Genomic DNA, 13705 nt, shown 5'->3' with positions numbered 1-13705 from the left:
CCTCAATCTTTAAAATCATTCTGTGCCGTATTCATAGGCTGTCGCTTATCAGACAATGGCACAAGGACGGGCTTGCCCTGGGGCTTTTCAATCAGGCCGCCCAGCAGCTCATCAAACTTCTTTTTGCCCAGGAACTTCTGCATCTCCGTAAGGCCCAGCACCTTTTTGGCGTAGGGGTCGTACCCCGCCTGAGAAACGGCGTCGGCCACTGCCTCCTCGCTGATGTACCGGCGGTTGGAACGTCCCTCCACCACTTTATAGCCAGGATACTCCGTCCCGCTGAGTGCCTGCCGGAGTGCGTATTCCTTCACATCCGCAGCCCAGACAGCCAGTTCATCCACCTTGTCCAGGATGGCGGCGATCTCCGCATCTTCCAGGATATCGGGCATCTCAAAATCATATTTCGCCAGTTCCAGGTTGTACTCCGCCCGTTTCCGGCAGACCGCCTTCGCCTTGCAGAACCGGCACCAGTCCCCGCAGGCAAACTCCCCGCCGCCCTCATAGGCCAGTTTCGCCTTATAGGTCAGGTCATTGCAGGCCCACTGCAAAAGGTCATCCTTTGCCATGACACAGACACTCACGTTATCCCGGCGTGGCTGGAAGATGCTCATGCGGACGGTATCAATGTCATAGATGCCGTCAAACAGTTCCAGAGCGCCCAGGGCATACAGCATCATCTGAGGATTTTCTACGGCGGACACCTCCACGCCTTTCCCGTGCTTATAATCCACGATGTCCAGGGTCCCGTCTGCAATGATGACGCAGTCGCCGGTTCCGAATCCGTCTTTGACGAAACGGGAAAAGTCCAGCCGCTGCTCGATCAGCACTACCGGGTCCTTGCAGGTTTTCTTTGCTTCTTCTACCAGTTCCAGCACATAGGCGGCATAGTCCAAAGCGCACTGTTCCATTTCCTCGTTGTAGAAGGAAAGGTTCTCCGTTGGGTCTGCGGCATCCATGCCAAGCGCCTGTTTCAGCTTGTATTCACACAGGCTGTGGGCGTCCGTCCCTTCCTGGGCGTATTCGCTGCCCGTATCCTCATACTTCTCGCAAAGCCTTGCGGAAGGCGGGCAGTTCAGCCACCGGTGGCTGGAGGAAGCGGAAAGCAATGCGTGTTTTCCCATCACAGCACCTCCGCTTCCGCAAAGAGCGCCGGATACTCCGCCGGGTCAATGTCCGACAGCTTATCCGCACCGTGCTTGATCAGGAGCGCCTTTACTTCCGATGTGTGTCCGGCACGGGACTTCTCCGCCAGAGCCGCCCGCACCTGTTCCAGCGTCAGCGGCTTTGGCTCTGCCTTCTCCACTTGCTTTGCAACATTTTTCTTTTCCGGTTTCTGAGTCGGCTTTTCCTCCGTGGTTTGGTCCGGCTGCTCCTGTCCGCCCTGTGCGACAGCGTCCGCCACCGCCTGCAAACTGTCTGCCAGGGAACGGAGATCGGATACCACGTCCAGAAGAAGTTTCATCTTACTCATGCGCCAGCCCTCCTTCCGCAACCTCCCGGATGGACAGTTCCTCCACCGTGCTGCCTGGAACGATGACCGTCAGCCTGACCTTGTCCCCCAGCAGGAAACGCATGAACCGCTCACGCACGGAGACATTCCGCACACTGACCGCGCCGCTGTTCACGGGCTTTTTTGAAACACGGATCTGCAATGTGTGTTTCATCTCATCACCTCTGCTTTCTGAAGGACGGTATCGGGATGTCCTTCAACATACGGAGATTTGAAGCACGGTTTGAGGGGGGATGTCTCAGAAAAATTTCAAAAACTTTTTCCTGGCTCCCTCGATGGATTCCCGTATAGTCTTAATGTCCTTGCCCTCCCGGCGGGCAATCTCCCGGAGGGATACCCCTTCGGCCAGCATCAGCAGCCTGCGCCGCTGTACCTCCGAGAGCTGCCCAAACGCCTCTTTGATCCGCTGGTTTTCAAGCTGCCGGAAAAGTTCTGTCTCCGGCGTACTGCCGTCCGCATAATCCGCGCCTTCATATTCCGCCGCATCCAGGGAATAGCAATGGTACCGCTCTTTCCGATCCTGATTGCTTTCCTCCCGCCTGGAATCCAGAATCAAGTTTCCGATTTCCTCATTGACCTCTACATCTGAGGTCTCACCATTTGCAAATGTGTAATTGATTTTCAATTTGCCGTTCTCCTTTCGGAGCCCGGCAGGCGGCACCTTTGCCGCTAAAACGAAAAAAAGAGCCTGACAAGCAGCACAAAAGTGCCGCTTGCCAGGCTCAATATCCCATCTGTCTTTCTTTCAAGACAGCGTGATGAAGGGGCAACCACAGATGATGGAATGAAATCACCCCTTCGTGCATCATGCTCAGACAAACGCCGCACCGGTTTCCCGGCTTCGCTGTCCGTTGCCCGCCCGTCATATACATTCCTTATGGGGGCTGTCGTATTGCCGCAGCTATCCGGTAAGTCCCGGAACCAGCCCGGAACATTCGGTGGTAGCTATTCAGTTTTGATGATCCCAACCTCCGCGCCGCAGTGCCCGCACTTCACATATAAATCGGGATACCGGCCCTTGTGGGGGATCTTAATCAATGTCTTTGTACCCTTTACCGCGTCCAGCAGTTTCCACCCGCATTTCGGGCAGTATACCGGACGCATTTTGTCTCTTATGTCATCCTGTTCAACCTCCTTCTTGCTTTGACGCAAACCGGTCACTCCTTTCCGCCAGAGCCGATCCGGCTACCGGGGAGCGAGCCTGCGATCTGTGCGCAGCTATTCCACAATGTCCGTGAGCCAATGCGCCACCGGTCTGGAAAGAAGCCGCGCGTTGAGGTACGCCATTTCTAAGGTGAGGCAGGTGTTCCCCAAGTAATACCCGTCCATGATCGTGAGGGTCATGGCAAGGTCTGGCTGCTCCATATCGGTCAGGCAGATCGGCAGCAAGTATTGCACCCGGCCCTGATACCCCTGCGGAACCACAATGCTCGGTTCCACCACAGCCTTCCGCCGCGCCAACTCAACTGCCGTTTCTAAAAGCAGGGGCAGGTTTTGCGCTTCGCGGATTTCTGCCGGGATACGGGAAAGGTTCTCCTCGTCGCCGAGGATATGATCCACGTTGACGCGGATCGGCCATTCCGGGTTGTAATTGACGCCATATTGCGTCATATAGTAGCTGGGCTTCTTCGGCAGCGGGGATATGTGCCGGAGCATTGGCGACAGCTCGTCCGCAAAGCCCCTGAAATACCATTCCAGCAGGGAGTCCTTCTTTTTATTCCGGTCAAAGCAGGCATATATAGCCTTATACCGCCGGGTGTAGAGGCCCGTATGGAAGCAGCAAAATTCATTCTCAATGTGGAAGTAATCTGCCGCGCTGCTGGGGTTTCTTTCGTCCTTGTAATCAATAAGCTGTTTCTTAAAGATCGCGTGAATATATCGCTCCAAAATCGGAGTATCTGGATTTTTCGTTAAGTATATAGGGTTTTTGAATCGCCACGGTTCCGGCAGGGCCATCTCCGCCAGCATATCAAGCTGGGAGTACCAGTTCGGGACGTAGGCGAAGGAAAACAGGTCTGGCATGAGAATCATATCAGTTTCCTCCATTTGTTCTGTAATGCGTCCACGAGCTTCATCTGCACTTGTATCTTCATGTCCTCGTCGATGTAGGAATGTAGCTGGCCGTCTGGGCCGACTTCGTCATACATCACCAGAGAATTGATATAAGCGTCATAGTGCAGGAGATATGCCTCGATTGCCTCCTGGTCGCCGTGAACCGCTCGCTTGATTAGGTCATAGGTTAATTCATGGCTCTGAGCTTCCTTGCTCATAGAAAGTTTTGATTGCCTTAAATGCGCGCTGTCTCAGGTTGTAGACAGTGCGGGTTGTCACCTCCATTCTGGCTGCAATTTCCCCATCTGTCCAAGCGTACCAGAAGTCAAACAGTAAGACTTTCCGCTGCTTTTCCGGAAGGGAACAGAGTGCTTTATATAAAGTTTCGCTATAGACCACGCAGGATAACTCGTCCGCATAAAGCACAAAATGGTCGGACGGATACCTGTCGTCGTGGCTTAAAAGTTCAAGAAGATAGTCTACCGGTTCATCGGAAAAATGCTTCTCCCGGTTTGCCTTTGCCCGTTTGAGATTTCTGCTGAAATTCCGGGCTACTGTCTTGGTAAAGGAATCCACCATGGCAACAATCCGTTTTTCATAGTCAGAGGGAGACTTCATGCCGCATCCCTCCTTCCTGCAGATTTGAGCTGGTTGTTTTTCGCCTCCTCACATAACCAGAACACATCTCAGGGGTGAAAACCGGAAAGATTTTGAAAAATATTTTGAGAAAAATTTTTGAATGGGTGAGTCTATCTAAATGCTGGTTAGGAGCTGCACATATATTTTTCCTCCTTAAACAAAATGGGCCAATCCGCACAAGGCAGACTGGCCCGTTTTGGCAAGTAGTAGTCTTGCCTTAAAAAATAATTTATGAAGATTTCCCGCTTTGCTCTATATGTAGTTCGCCTTTTTTCAGCCGGAACACCACATCCGCCTGTTTTGCCAGCTCGTTTGAGTGGGTGACTACTACCACGCATTTATTCATCTGATGTGCGCTTTCTTTCAGGATTTCTGTAATATCCTGAGCGGTTTCTTCGTCCAGATTGCCAGTAGGCTCGTCCGCCAAAATCACTGGAGCCTCGCTGGCCAGTGCCCGCGCAATGGCTACACGTTGCTGCTGACCGCCGGAAAGCTTCAACACGTTTCGTCTTGTTTCTTCCTTCGTCAACCCCAGCCGTTCCAGAAACGGAAATGCTGGTTTTTTGGAAATCAGCCGGACATTCTCCTGCGGAGTCATATAATCAATCAGGTTGTAGCTCTGAAAGATAAACGAAACATTCTTTTTCCGGTGTCCTGCTAATCCGGTCTGTGCAACATCCTTCCCTTCAAACAGGATAGCCCCGCTTGTGGGACTGTCCAGACCGCCCAACAGGGAAAGGAGCGTTGTCTTGCCACAGCCGGAGGGGCCGAGAATGGCATACATCTTTCCAGCCTCCATCCGCGCGTCAATTCCTCTGAGTACCTTTTTCTTTTTATCATAAGAATAGGTCAAGTTTTGTAATTCCAAAGTTCCCATATAGCTACCTCCTATTCACCTTCCGGTACAAATTCATAGTTGAAGTCATAGTCCTTTACTTTATCCGGCACCTCATAATCTATCATGGGCGCACCAGACTGCTCCTGCGTTTCGTCCCCTTTGTTCTCCTTCGGGGTACACCCAGTGAACAACAGTACCAGAAGAAAGAATATAGGAAACAATTTCCATACTTTTTTCATATCGTTACCGCCTTTCTCAGCTCATTTTTGATAAAATCTCTCGCGGTTTCAGCCGCATGACGGAAATCGAGGAAATTCCAGCGGATACCGTTACAATTCCGATCCCAAGCAGGAATAGGAGCCCCATTTCCTCAAACTGTACGCGAACCTGCAATTTAGGGGGTTCTATTTTCTGATCTTCTGCGTCTGTTCCGGCTTCGCCACGGCTTCCGGCAGATAAGCCGTTTTCCTGCTGCACCTCTGTTACCGCCTGCCCGGATTGCAGGACGTTTCCCATCTGGCCTGCAATGGCGCTGGCAGAGAAATAAGAAAGGGAAAACGCCAGCACTGCTATGAGTAAAACCTCGGCAATATACTGTCCTAAAATCGACAGCTTGCTGATCCCAACAGAGAGCAGCACGCCGGTTTCGTGGATTCGGGTTCTGGCCCACATGGTAAGAATGAGCGAAAGGATGGCAATGCTTACAATCAGCGCGACAATCAAAATAGTGGCTACCAGCTCCGATAATTGTTCTAAGGAGGACGCGGCGTTCTCATAGTCCTCGTTGTCAAGCAGAAAAGAGAATCCCTTCCAGTCCACACCGGAGATACCCTTTACTTTAGAAATAATTTCCTCCATGTTCTGCGGATCGTCTACTGATACGGTCAGCTCATTAAATCCTTGGATTGCAGGGCCGTTTTCATAAGCCACTAAAGTGGCGAGATCAGTGATAATGAGATTTTGTATTTTATCGTAGGTTGTTACCTGATCGTTGATACCTTCGATTTCTTTTGGAGAAAACAGGCCCACAATTTCAATCTCCACGCCTTTGTCCGTTTGGATTTTATCGCCAATTTTCAGGCCGTTTTTTTCAGCCAGATCCTTGCTGATAAGCCCCTTGTTTTTGTCGTCCGGCAGGATATGCCGCCCTTCTGTCAGCGTAAGCTGCCCGGAAGTAAAACGAGTAAGCTCCTCGCTTTTCCATGCGCTTAAAATTTTTGAGGATGCGCGAAATTCTTCCTCAATGGGGATATTGCCGGTAAACAGTTCCAGAGAGGGGAACGCCGCCAGCCCCTCCACGGTTGCGCTGCATTCCTTGATCCCCTCAATTTCCCGGATTTGCTCTACCAGCTCCGGGCGGATTTGCTGAGTGGAATAAATCAGCGTTCCGCCATCCACGCTTTCCACCTTCAAATAGGGGTTGTTTTCCGTGTAGTCAAAGCCAATGAGAAAACTCCCGCCAAGACTTTGCCGCAGCTCCTGCTGGGCAGCTTTAGAAGCGTTCCCCAGCGCCAGGGCGGTCAGTACAAAGGTTGCCATCACCAGCAAGATGACAAAAAGAAGGATACTCTTGCCCCTCTTGCGGACGATGTACAGCCACGCTCGATTCATAAAGTTCATAGAATGACCTCCGTTTCATATGGGATAAGTGTTGCAACGCTGACAGCATAGCACCCCAATATGGAACCAGTATGAAACGGATAAAAAGCAATCGCTTTATGAGAGATAAAGGGTAAAGCACATTCCCGGCGGGTTTTTGGTCGCCTCAAATTGATAGGGCAGCCCAAGGGCCTTTGAAAGCGTATCTACAATATATAACCCCAGCCCATTCCCTCCATCTTTTCTGCCTCTGGCAAAATCCGGGCGGTAGAACGGCTCAAATATATGGGCCAGCTTATCCGGCGGGATGGGCATACACTCGTTTTCTATTTTTATCTGCTGGGCGTTCAATATAACGGTGATCTTGCATCCCGGCTTTGTGTAAGCAACCGCGTTGGAGAGCAGATTGGACAGGATTTTTTCAAGGCTTTTCTTCGACGTATGGACAGGGCACTTTCCCTGTATGCTGAAAGTAAAGTCGATTTCTTTTGCCTTCGCAATCAACTGATAAGGCTCGCAGATCGCCGGAAGGCGCTCCGACAGGTCAAAGGTTTGGGCGTCCTGTTTCTCCTGTGTAAAATCCAGCCGGGAGGTATCCAAAATTTCTTTAATCATAGAGGAGAGCTGCCCGGTAATCTCCTTACATTCCAACAGACAGCGATCCCGGTCTTTGTATTTTCCAATGCCTAAGATCATGTTTTCCAAAATCGCGTTAAGAGCAGTCACCGGTGTTTTCAGTTCATGGGAGGCGGCCCGCAGGAAATCAATTTTTGACCGTTCCGCCTCACGGACGTTTTGCTTTTCTTCTTCCAGCTTTTCAATGGTGGAAAGCAGGCTGGCATACAGCTTATTTACGCGGGCGGCCAATTCGCCAATCTCGTCCTTCGTATGCACCACGCAGGTTGCAGCCTTATCCAGTTTTTCCATCTTTTCCGTTGTTTCCGCAATCTGCTTGATTGGCCTCGTCATGGCTCTGGAAAACAACAGGGAACACCCGGCGGAAATGATGGCGCAGCAAAGCAGGGATACCGGCAGTGCTTTTCCGATAGCGGATTTTATCAAAATACCAGTATTCACATCACTCTCAATAATGGCCCCTTCCACAAAACGGTTGGTGCTTACGGTCATTTGCGGCGCAAGCACGTAGAGAAAGACATGGGCCATCACAGTGACAAATAGCATCACCCCAAAGGTGTATAAGAAGATTTTAGTAAAGAGCTTTAAGTTTCTCATGGGTGTTCCTCATACTTGTAGCCAACGCCTTTTACCGTTACAATCCGGTCAAGACTCAGCTTTTTCCGTAAATTTTTGATGTAGGTATCAATAGTTCGGTCGATGATGGGGTAATCATATCCCCACAACTCGTCCAAGATCTGCGACCGTGTAAGAACTAGACCTTTATGCTCTATCAGCAATTTCAGCAGGTCGATCTCCTTTGGTGTCAGGTCAATAGGGCCGCCCGGCCCGGAAGCGGTGTAGCCGCCAAAATCCACCGTAATATCGCCTATCTGGATTTGGCTCAGTTCCGGGCTTTTCCCACACCGCCGCAGCAGAGCCGTCACCCGTTTCCCCAGCAAAAGCATGGAAAAGGGTTTTGTGATATAGTCGTCCGCCTGTTCATCAAAGCTGGCCGCCTGAGTAGGCTCATCGTCAAGGGCGGTAAGCATTAAGACGGGGATGCCGCTCGTTTGACGCAGTTCTTTTAATACCTCCAAACCGGTTCGTTTCGGGAGCATAATGTCCAGAACCACTAAATCAATGGATTTTTCCCTTGCGATCTGCAAGCCCTGCTCTCCATCGAAGGCAGACAAGGTGGTATGTCCTGCGGAGCTCATGTATTCGCAGATTGCCTCGTTGGTGGCGGTATCGTCTTCCACAATCAATAAAACAGCCATTTTTACACCTCCTCGCTCCATCATACCAAAGCAATATGGAAAGAGTATGAAATGCTTTGTGTCAGATTGACAGTGTACTGGACTTTTATGAAAAAGCAAGCCTTTCATAATGAGGCCAATCCGCACAAGGCAGACTGGCCCATTTTGGCAGGTAATTGGCCCGCCTTGCTGTAATAAAAAGTTCTTTTGTATTATTACTTCTTTATTCCCACTTGAAGAATTTCACCGCAATTCCTCCGCAGATAATAATCAGAGCCACCATGACAACCAGAGGGAGCCAAGCAACTTCTATCGGTAATCCCAGAGAAGCCGCTTTCAGCAATTTGATCCCCTGTGTTAGCGGTAGAATATCTGAAATCCTCTGCAATGCTGTCGGCATCACCTCGTATGGGAGAGTGGCCCCGGAGAAGATCAACATGGGAAAATACAAAACGCTGGCAACAATACTCGCGACCTTCATGTTCGGAGCGACTCCGCCCACCATCATTCCAATGCTGAATGTGGAAAGCATCACCAGAAGATAAGAGGCCAGAAAGATTCCCACGGAACCGGGCAACCGCACGCCGAAGAACAGACTTCCTACCAAATAGACCAATATCAAAGAAAGCAGCGAGTAAATGGCGTAAATAGAAACCTGTACTGTTAGCAGCAGGATGGGGCTGGTTGGCGTTACCTTATATCGTTTCAGTATTTTCTTCTGCCGATAGTCAGAAATCACCAACGGGAGGCCCATAACGCCACCGGCGCAGATTGCAATCGTGGAAATTGCTCCAAAGGATTGCTCCAAAAAGGAATAGCTTGCTCCCTCGAAAGCGGGCTGATTTCCATAAATGATGCCGAGCAGTACCACCATCACGACCGGCAGGCAAAGTGCGAAGATCACCATATCCATACCTCGAAAAGACAGCTTGATTTCTGTTTTCAGCATTGTGACATATTTATTCATCGTCCGTTTCCTCCTCTCCGGTAAACCACAAATAGGCTTCTTCCAAATTATCATATGGGCTTTGGTGAATTGCCTCCTGAACGGTTCCTGTGAAAATGAAATTTCCGTCCTTCAAAATGGCGATTGTATCGCACAGGACTTCCACCTCGTCCATAAAATGTGAGGAAAGAAAGATGGTCAGACCCTTTTGTTTCAGTGCGTCCAGACTTTTCCAAACACTCCTGCGTGCTTTCGTATCAAGGCCCGTTGTAAGCTCGTCCAGAAAGACGACCCTCGGATCAGGCAGGAGTGCTAAAACGATGAATAGCCTCTGTTTTTGCCCACCGGACAATTCATTTACGAAAGCGTCTCGTTTTTCCCACAGACCAAATTGCCTCAAAAGCTCCTCGTAATTTGCAGCTTTCCGGTAAAGGCAGGCGGTTTCTTCGCACAGCTCCCAAACTTTAATTTTGTCCGAGTAGCTGGCTTCCTGAAATTGCACGCCAACCTGCTCAAAGAGTTGTTTTCTGTCTTTTCGAGGATTCAATCCTAAAATAGAAACAGATCCCGCATCTGCCTTCCGAGTGCCTAAGATACACTCTATCGTGGTAGTTTTGCCCGCGCCATTCGCTCCGAGCAGGCCGAACACTTGACCTGTTCCAATCGAAAGCTCAATGTTACTGATTACTTTGTTTCCGGCGTAAGATTTACTCAAACCGGTTACTTTGATGGTTTCATCCATGCCTTTATACCTCCTATTTTGATGTATAAAGGTTAGCATGGTTCGGTGGTATGGTGGGTCAATGTAGGCTTTTATTTTGTCATTTTCTGCATTTTTTCAATTTGTCCGGCCACATAGACCGCATTTTTCCGGGCCTCGGACAGAGAGGTAAGCAGCTTGTCGCACGCCTTAATAATATCGTCATCCTCATTCGGCGTATCAATGACTGTACGGATATTTGCGGCGGGATCATCGTTGATCGCCCGCAGCATCCGTAAAATGGCTGCCAGCGAGTAATTCGCGCAGCGAAGGGAACGGATGATCTTCAAGCGTTGTATATCCTTCTCCGAATAGACACGATAACCGTTCTCTCTGCGCTTGATTGTGAACAGGCCATTCAATTCCCAGTTCCGCAGCGTGTCTATGGTAACACCGAGAAAATCCGCAGCTTCTTTTCGCGTGAAGTAAATACCTGTATGTTCTTTTCCATCCAATCCAGCAAGTATTTTCCGGGTAATCTGAATTGCTTCCTCCGCATTTTTTCGTTCCTGATCCACTTGCTGGATATAGCGGCGGGTCAATGCGGCAGCTTCTCCATAATTTCCGGCAGCAGAAACCTTTATGATATTCACCGCCTGCTTTCTGAGTCCATTTTGAAGTACCTCTACCCGAAGTGCCGCACGCGCCAGCTTAAATTGCTCTATATGAAGATCGGTAAACACTCTGTATCCATTTGGTAAGCGTTCCGGCTTAGGGATAAGAGCGCATTTTTCATAGAGCCGGACGGTATTCACATGGATGCCAATCCGTCTGGCAATGTCGATGGTTTTATACTGCTTCATCCTATACACCTCCCATTCTGTTATACCACACTTTATAAGTCTGGTGTTAAAGTGTAGGGTTGACAGTGTAGCGGATTTTGAAGGAAAAAGCAAGCCTTTTGTAATGGGCCAATCCAAGCAAGGCAGATTAGCTCATTTTGGCAGGTAGAAGGCCCGCCTTGCTTTAAACATTAGATATATTTATGTTTTCTGTTTGCCAACTTGAATTTGTGCTAAATAAGTTATGCCTGCAATTATAAGTCCTTTTGACTGTTCATATATCTTGCAGCCATCTTCGACATCAGTTTTCCCATTTTAATCGGGCATAAATAACAGAGAAGAGTCTGAAGTTTTTGACCAAAACTATGACATATAATAAATCTCTTAGAAAAAATATGTTTCGCAATGCCATATCCGACTTTTTGAGGATCAGCCATGAATTCATTCGGTACTGGAAGAGGAGAAGCCGATTTTGTTCGGGTTAATGGTGGGTGGATAATATGAAAAGATATTCCGTCAGAAGCATATTCAATATTTAGACATTTCGCCAACGATTCTAAAGCACCTTTGGTAGAAGCGTAAGGCGATATTCCGATAAAGCCGGTCACTCCTACTCCGGAGCTTGTAAAAATAATTTTGCCCCTTTTTTGCTCCTGCATATATGGCAGAACACGTTTAGCCAAACGCAGTCCGCCATAATAATTCACATTGAAAACTCTTTCATACATATTAAGTTCTGTATCGTTCTCATTAGCAAAGGTACAAAGGCAGGCATTATGGATTGCAATATCTATGGAGGAAAAGACTGCAACGATTTCTTTTACAGCGGTATCTATCTGTATATCATCACACACATCTGCTTTACAGCACAAAAGCTGCTTTGGAAACACTTGGGCTAAGTCTTTCAAATGATCTGTTTCTATATCCAATACGGCAACCCTGTTTCCATCTTTGAGCGCCTGCTCTGTAAAGTAGTAGCCGATTCCTTGATTTGCACCTGTAATGATAATATTTGCCATTATGCCACCCCTATCTCGTTGAAAAATCTTTGAATATACTGATAAGCACTTGTGCGAAAAGCACTTTTACGCTCTTCGGTCAGTGTTCCGCTAAACAGCCACCTTTGAGCAAAGAATTGGATTGGCGCATAATACTTCACCGCCAAATAGTCGCTGTCTTTACCCTGGATAACACCCATCTGAATTAGAACAGAAAACACCTTGCTTTGAAAAGAAAGCGGTTCAGTAAACATCCAACGGTCATATACTTTCTGAACGGCGCTGTTTCTGAATTGCTCTATTAAGATCAAACGTATTACCTTGTTACAGAAGTTATCCATTAAATATCTATTAAAAAAGGTATCACACACAGTTTGATAGAAGTTTTCCGTTGCAGAAAAAGTTTGCTCTGCAAGTGCTGCATCTAATTGAGACATCATATCTCTTGCTTTTTCCTCAAACAAGCAAAGCAGTTCGTCAAAAATAGCCTGCTTATTTTTAAAGTAATAGTAGATAGAGCTTTCTTTGATTTGCACCTGTCCGCAAATGTCTCTGATTGATACCGCCGAAAAACCACTTCGAGAAAACAAGTCTAAAGAAACATCTAATATGCGTTGCTTTGTGTCGTTCATCTAATCTCCTCCCTTATCTAACAGTTGTTAGGTAAATTATACCTAACAACTGTTAGAATGTCAAGAGCGGCGGAAAGGAAATAATCAAAATATAGTTTGAAGAGAAAGCAAAAAAGCCTTGATTTTCCACCCGTGGTGTGTAAGCTGTGACTCACACAAGGCACAAGCACAAAAATGAAAGACGGAAATGACCGACTTCCATTTCAACGTACACATGAACGGGAAGATCACCTTTGAAATCCACTATGGGCCAATCCGCACAAGGCAGACTGGCCCATTTTGTTGCGGTAGGTAATAGGCTTGTTTTCACAACCAAATTACTTTCGTTTAATAAAGATCAATTCAGCAATTCCGGCAACAATAACAATACAACCACTTATCAAACATATTTTGGCGGCTGTAGTATTTCCGTTTTCGGTAAGTGGTATGGTACTTGCAATAAGCCCGGCACCAGTTAAAAAAGATATTGTTTTTGCAATCACGCGAACCGGACGATGTCGCCATGCTTTGTTAGCCGCTCCGTCAACAGTTTTCTCGATAGCGTCACCCATACGTTCCATTGCAATTTCAATTTTTTCTTCAGTCATTTTTCTCTCCCATTTCATTAGGCGTAGTTTTGTAAAAACTACTATTTGAGCTGGTGTATTTTCGGTTGATTGACAATATTTCAAGAATTGCCACCGCAGTTGTACCAGCGACTGCTACAAATTTCATCCAAAACCACAGTCTACGCATAATAGAACCTCCTCATTCACTTCATTTTCTTCTTAGTACGGCTATTTCTATAATCTGTGCCGCAATAACAACACCTCCACCGATTAAGCAAGCTTTTGCCGTCTTATGATACCCCTTTTCTTCCAATGGTACAGAGCTCGCCATAAGCCCCGCACCTGTTAAAAAGGTAAGTGTTCTTCCCACTAACCGTACTGGACGAAATCCCCACATGAAATCCATAGATTTGTCAACGACCGTTGCTGCACCTTCAACGACTGTTTCAACTGCATTTCCAAAGTGTTCCATTGCATTTTCAAATCTTTCCTCTGTCATAAAAGCGCCTCCTTTGATAGGTATTAAA

At 47.9% G+C, this 13705-nt stretch carries 20 protein-coding genes; all 20 read right to left on the bottom strand.

The window, feature by feature from the left end; genetic code table 11:
• Positions 1–2: 2 nt before the first annotated feature.
• Positions 3–1121, bottom strand: coding sequence for a DUF2800 domain-containing protein (locus tag B5F09_RS03405; RefSeq protein WP_087371593.1), 1119 nt, complete (start codon positions 1119–1121; stop codon positions 3–5).
• Positions 1121–1471, bottom strand: coding sequence for an rRNA biogenesis protein rrp5 (locus B5F09_RS03400; RefSeq protein ID WP_087371591.1), 351 nt, complete (start codon positions 1469–1471; stop codon positions 1121–1123). The genes B5F09_RS03405 and B5F09_RS03400 overlap by 1 nt, the downstream gene beginning before the upstream one ends.
• Positions 1464–1664: a hypothetical protein gene (locus tag B5F09_RS03395; protein ID WP_087371588.1), complete on the bottom strand. Its 201-nt coding sequence runs from the start codon at positions 1662–1664 to the stop codon at positions 1464–1466. Before B5F09_RS03395 ends, B5F09_RS03400 begins: the two co-directional genes overlap by 8 nt.
• 84 nt (positions 1665–1748) lie before the next feature.
• Positions 1749–2135: a sigma factor-like helix-turn-helix DNA-binding protein gene (locus B5F09_RS03390; protein WP_204215205.1), complete on the bottom strand. Its 387-nt coding sequence runs from the start codon at positions 2133–2135 to the stop codon at positions 1749–1751.
• 593 nt (positions 2136–2728) lie between these two features.
• Entirely contained in the window at positions 2729–3541 is an 813-nt protein-coding gene (locus tag B5F09_RS03385) for a DUF3825 domain-containing protein (RefSeq protein WP_087371581.1), read from the bottom strand.
• Complete coding sequence (locus B5F09_RS15405) at positions 3538–3780, bottom strand: helix-turn-helix domain-containing protein (RefSeq protein ID WP_087371578.1); 243 nt, start codon at positions 3778–3780, stop codon at positions 3538–3540. The genes B5F09_RS03385 and B5F09_RS15405 overlap by 4 nt, the downstream gene beginning before the upstream one ends.
• The gene (locus B5F09_RS03375) at positions 3755–4180 is read right to left on the bottom strand and encodes an RNA polymerase sigma factor (RefSeq protein WP_087371575.1); all 426 of its coding nucleotides are present in this window, start codon (positions 4178–4180) and stop codon (positions 3755–3757) included. The genes B5F09_RS15405 and B5F09_RS03375 overlap by 26 nt, the downstream gene beginning before the upstream one ends.
• Positions 4181–4430: 250 nt before the next feature.
• Entirely contained in the window at positions 4431–5078 is a 648-nt protein-coding gene (locus B5F09_RS03370) for an ABC transporter ATP-binding protein (protein WP_022335343.1), read from the bottom strand.
• An 11-nt stretch (positions 5079–5089) separates the two neighbouring features.
• Positions 5090–5278 carry a hypothetical protein gene (locus B5F09_RS03365; RefSeq protein WP_022335342.1) on the bottom strand — a complete coding sequence of 63 codons (189 nt, stop codon included), beginning with the start codon at positions 5276–5278 and terminating at the stop codon, positions 5090–5092.
• 16 nt (positions 5279–5294) lie between these two features.
• Positions 5295–6659 carry an ABC transporter permease gene (locus tag B5F09_RS03360; protein WP_087371572.1) on the bottom strand — a complete coding sequence of 455 codons (1365 nt, stop codon included), beginning with the start codon at positions 6657–6659 and terminating at the stop codon, positions 5295–5297.
• A 96-nt stretch (positions 6660–6755) separates the two neighbouring features.
• Positions 6756–7871, bottom strand: coding sequence for a HAMP domain-containing sensor histidine kinase (locus B5F09_RS03355; protein WP_087371569.1), 1116 nt, complete (start codon positions 7869–7871; stop codon positions 6756–6758).
• The gene (locus tag B5F09_RS03350; RefSeq protein ID WP_087231315.1) at positions 7868–8533 is read right to left on the bottom strand and encodes a response regulator transcription factor; all 666 of its coding nucleotides are present in this window, start codon (positions 8531–8533) and stop codon (positions 7868–7870) included. Before B5F09_RS03350 ends, B5F09_RS03355 begins: the two co-directional genes overlap by 4 nt.
• 202 nt (positions 8534–8735) lie before the next feature.
• Positions 8736–9479, bottom strand: a complete 744-nt coding sequence (locus B5F09_RS03345; RefSeq protein ID WP_087371566.1) for an ABC transporter permease — start codon at positions 9477–9479, stop codon at positions 8736–8738.
• The gene (locus tag B5F09_RS03340) at positions 9472–10200 is read right to left on the bottom strand and encodes an ABC transporter ATP-binding protein (protein WP_087371563.1); all 729 of its coding nucleotides are present in this window, start codon (positions 10198–10200) and stop codon (positions 9472–9474) included. Before B5F09_RS03340 ends, B5F09_RS03345 begins: the two co-directional genes overlap by 8 nt.
• Before the next feature lie 71 nt (positions 10201–10271).
• Entirely contained in the window at positions 10272–11021 is a 750-nt protein-coding gene (locus tag B5F09_RS03335; protein ID WP_087371561.1) for a MerR family transcriptional regulator, read from the bottom strand.
• A gap of 233 nt (positions 11022–11254) precedes the next feature.
• A complete protein-coding gene (locus B5F09_RS03330; protein ID WP_087371558.1) occupies positions 11255–12019 on the bottom strand; it encodes an SDR family oxidoreductase in 765 nt (254 codons plus the stop codon).
• Complete coding sequence (locus tag B5F09_RS03325) at positions 12019–12630, bottom strand: TetR/AcrR family transcriptional regulator (protein ID WP_087371555.1); 612 nt, start codon at positions 12628–12630, stop codon at positions 12019–12021. The genes B5F09_RS03330 and B5F09_RS03325 overlap by 1 nt, the downstream gene beginning before the upstream one ends.
• A gap of 317 nt (positions 12631–12947) precedes the next feature.
• Positions 12948–13235, bottom strand: coding sequence for a hypothetical protein (locus tag B5F09_RS03320; RefSeq protein WP_143357486.1), 288 nt, complete (start codon positions 13233–13235; stop codon positions 12948–12950).
• Positions 13210–13365, bottom strand: a complete 156-nt coding sequence (locus B5F09_RS14825; RefSeq protein ID WP_158095800.1) for a hypothetical protein — start codon at positions 13363–13365, stop codon at positions 13210–13212. Before B5F09_RS14825 ends, B5F09_RS03320 begins: the two co-directional genes overlap by 26 nt.
• Positions 13366–13386: 21 nt before the next feature.
• The gene (locus B5F09_RS03315) at positions 13387–13677 is read right to left on the bottom strand and encodes a hypothetical protein (RefSeq protein ID WP_087371549.1); all 291 of its coding nucleotides are present in this window, start codon (positions 13675–13677) and stop codon (positions 13387–13389) included.
• Between the last annotated feature and the right edge of the window lie 28 nt (positions 13678–13705).

Source organism: Erysipelatoclostridium sp. An173 (assembly GCF_002160495.1).
Classification (GTDB): domain Bacteria; phylum Bacillota_I; class Bacilli_A; order Erysipelotrichales; family Coprobacillaceae; genus Thomasclavelia; species Thomasclavelia merdavium.
This window is presented reverse-complemented; position numbering and strand designations above follow the sequence as displayed.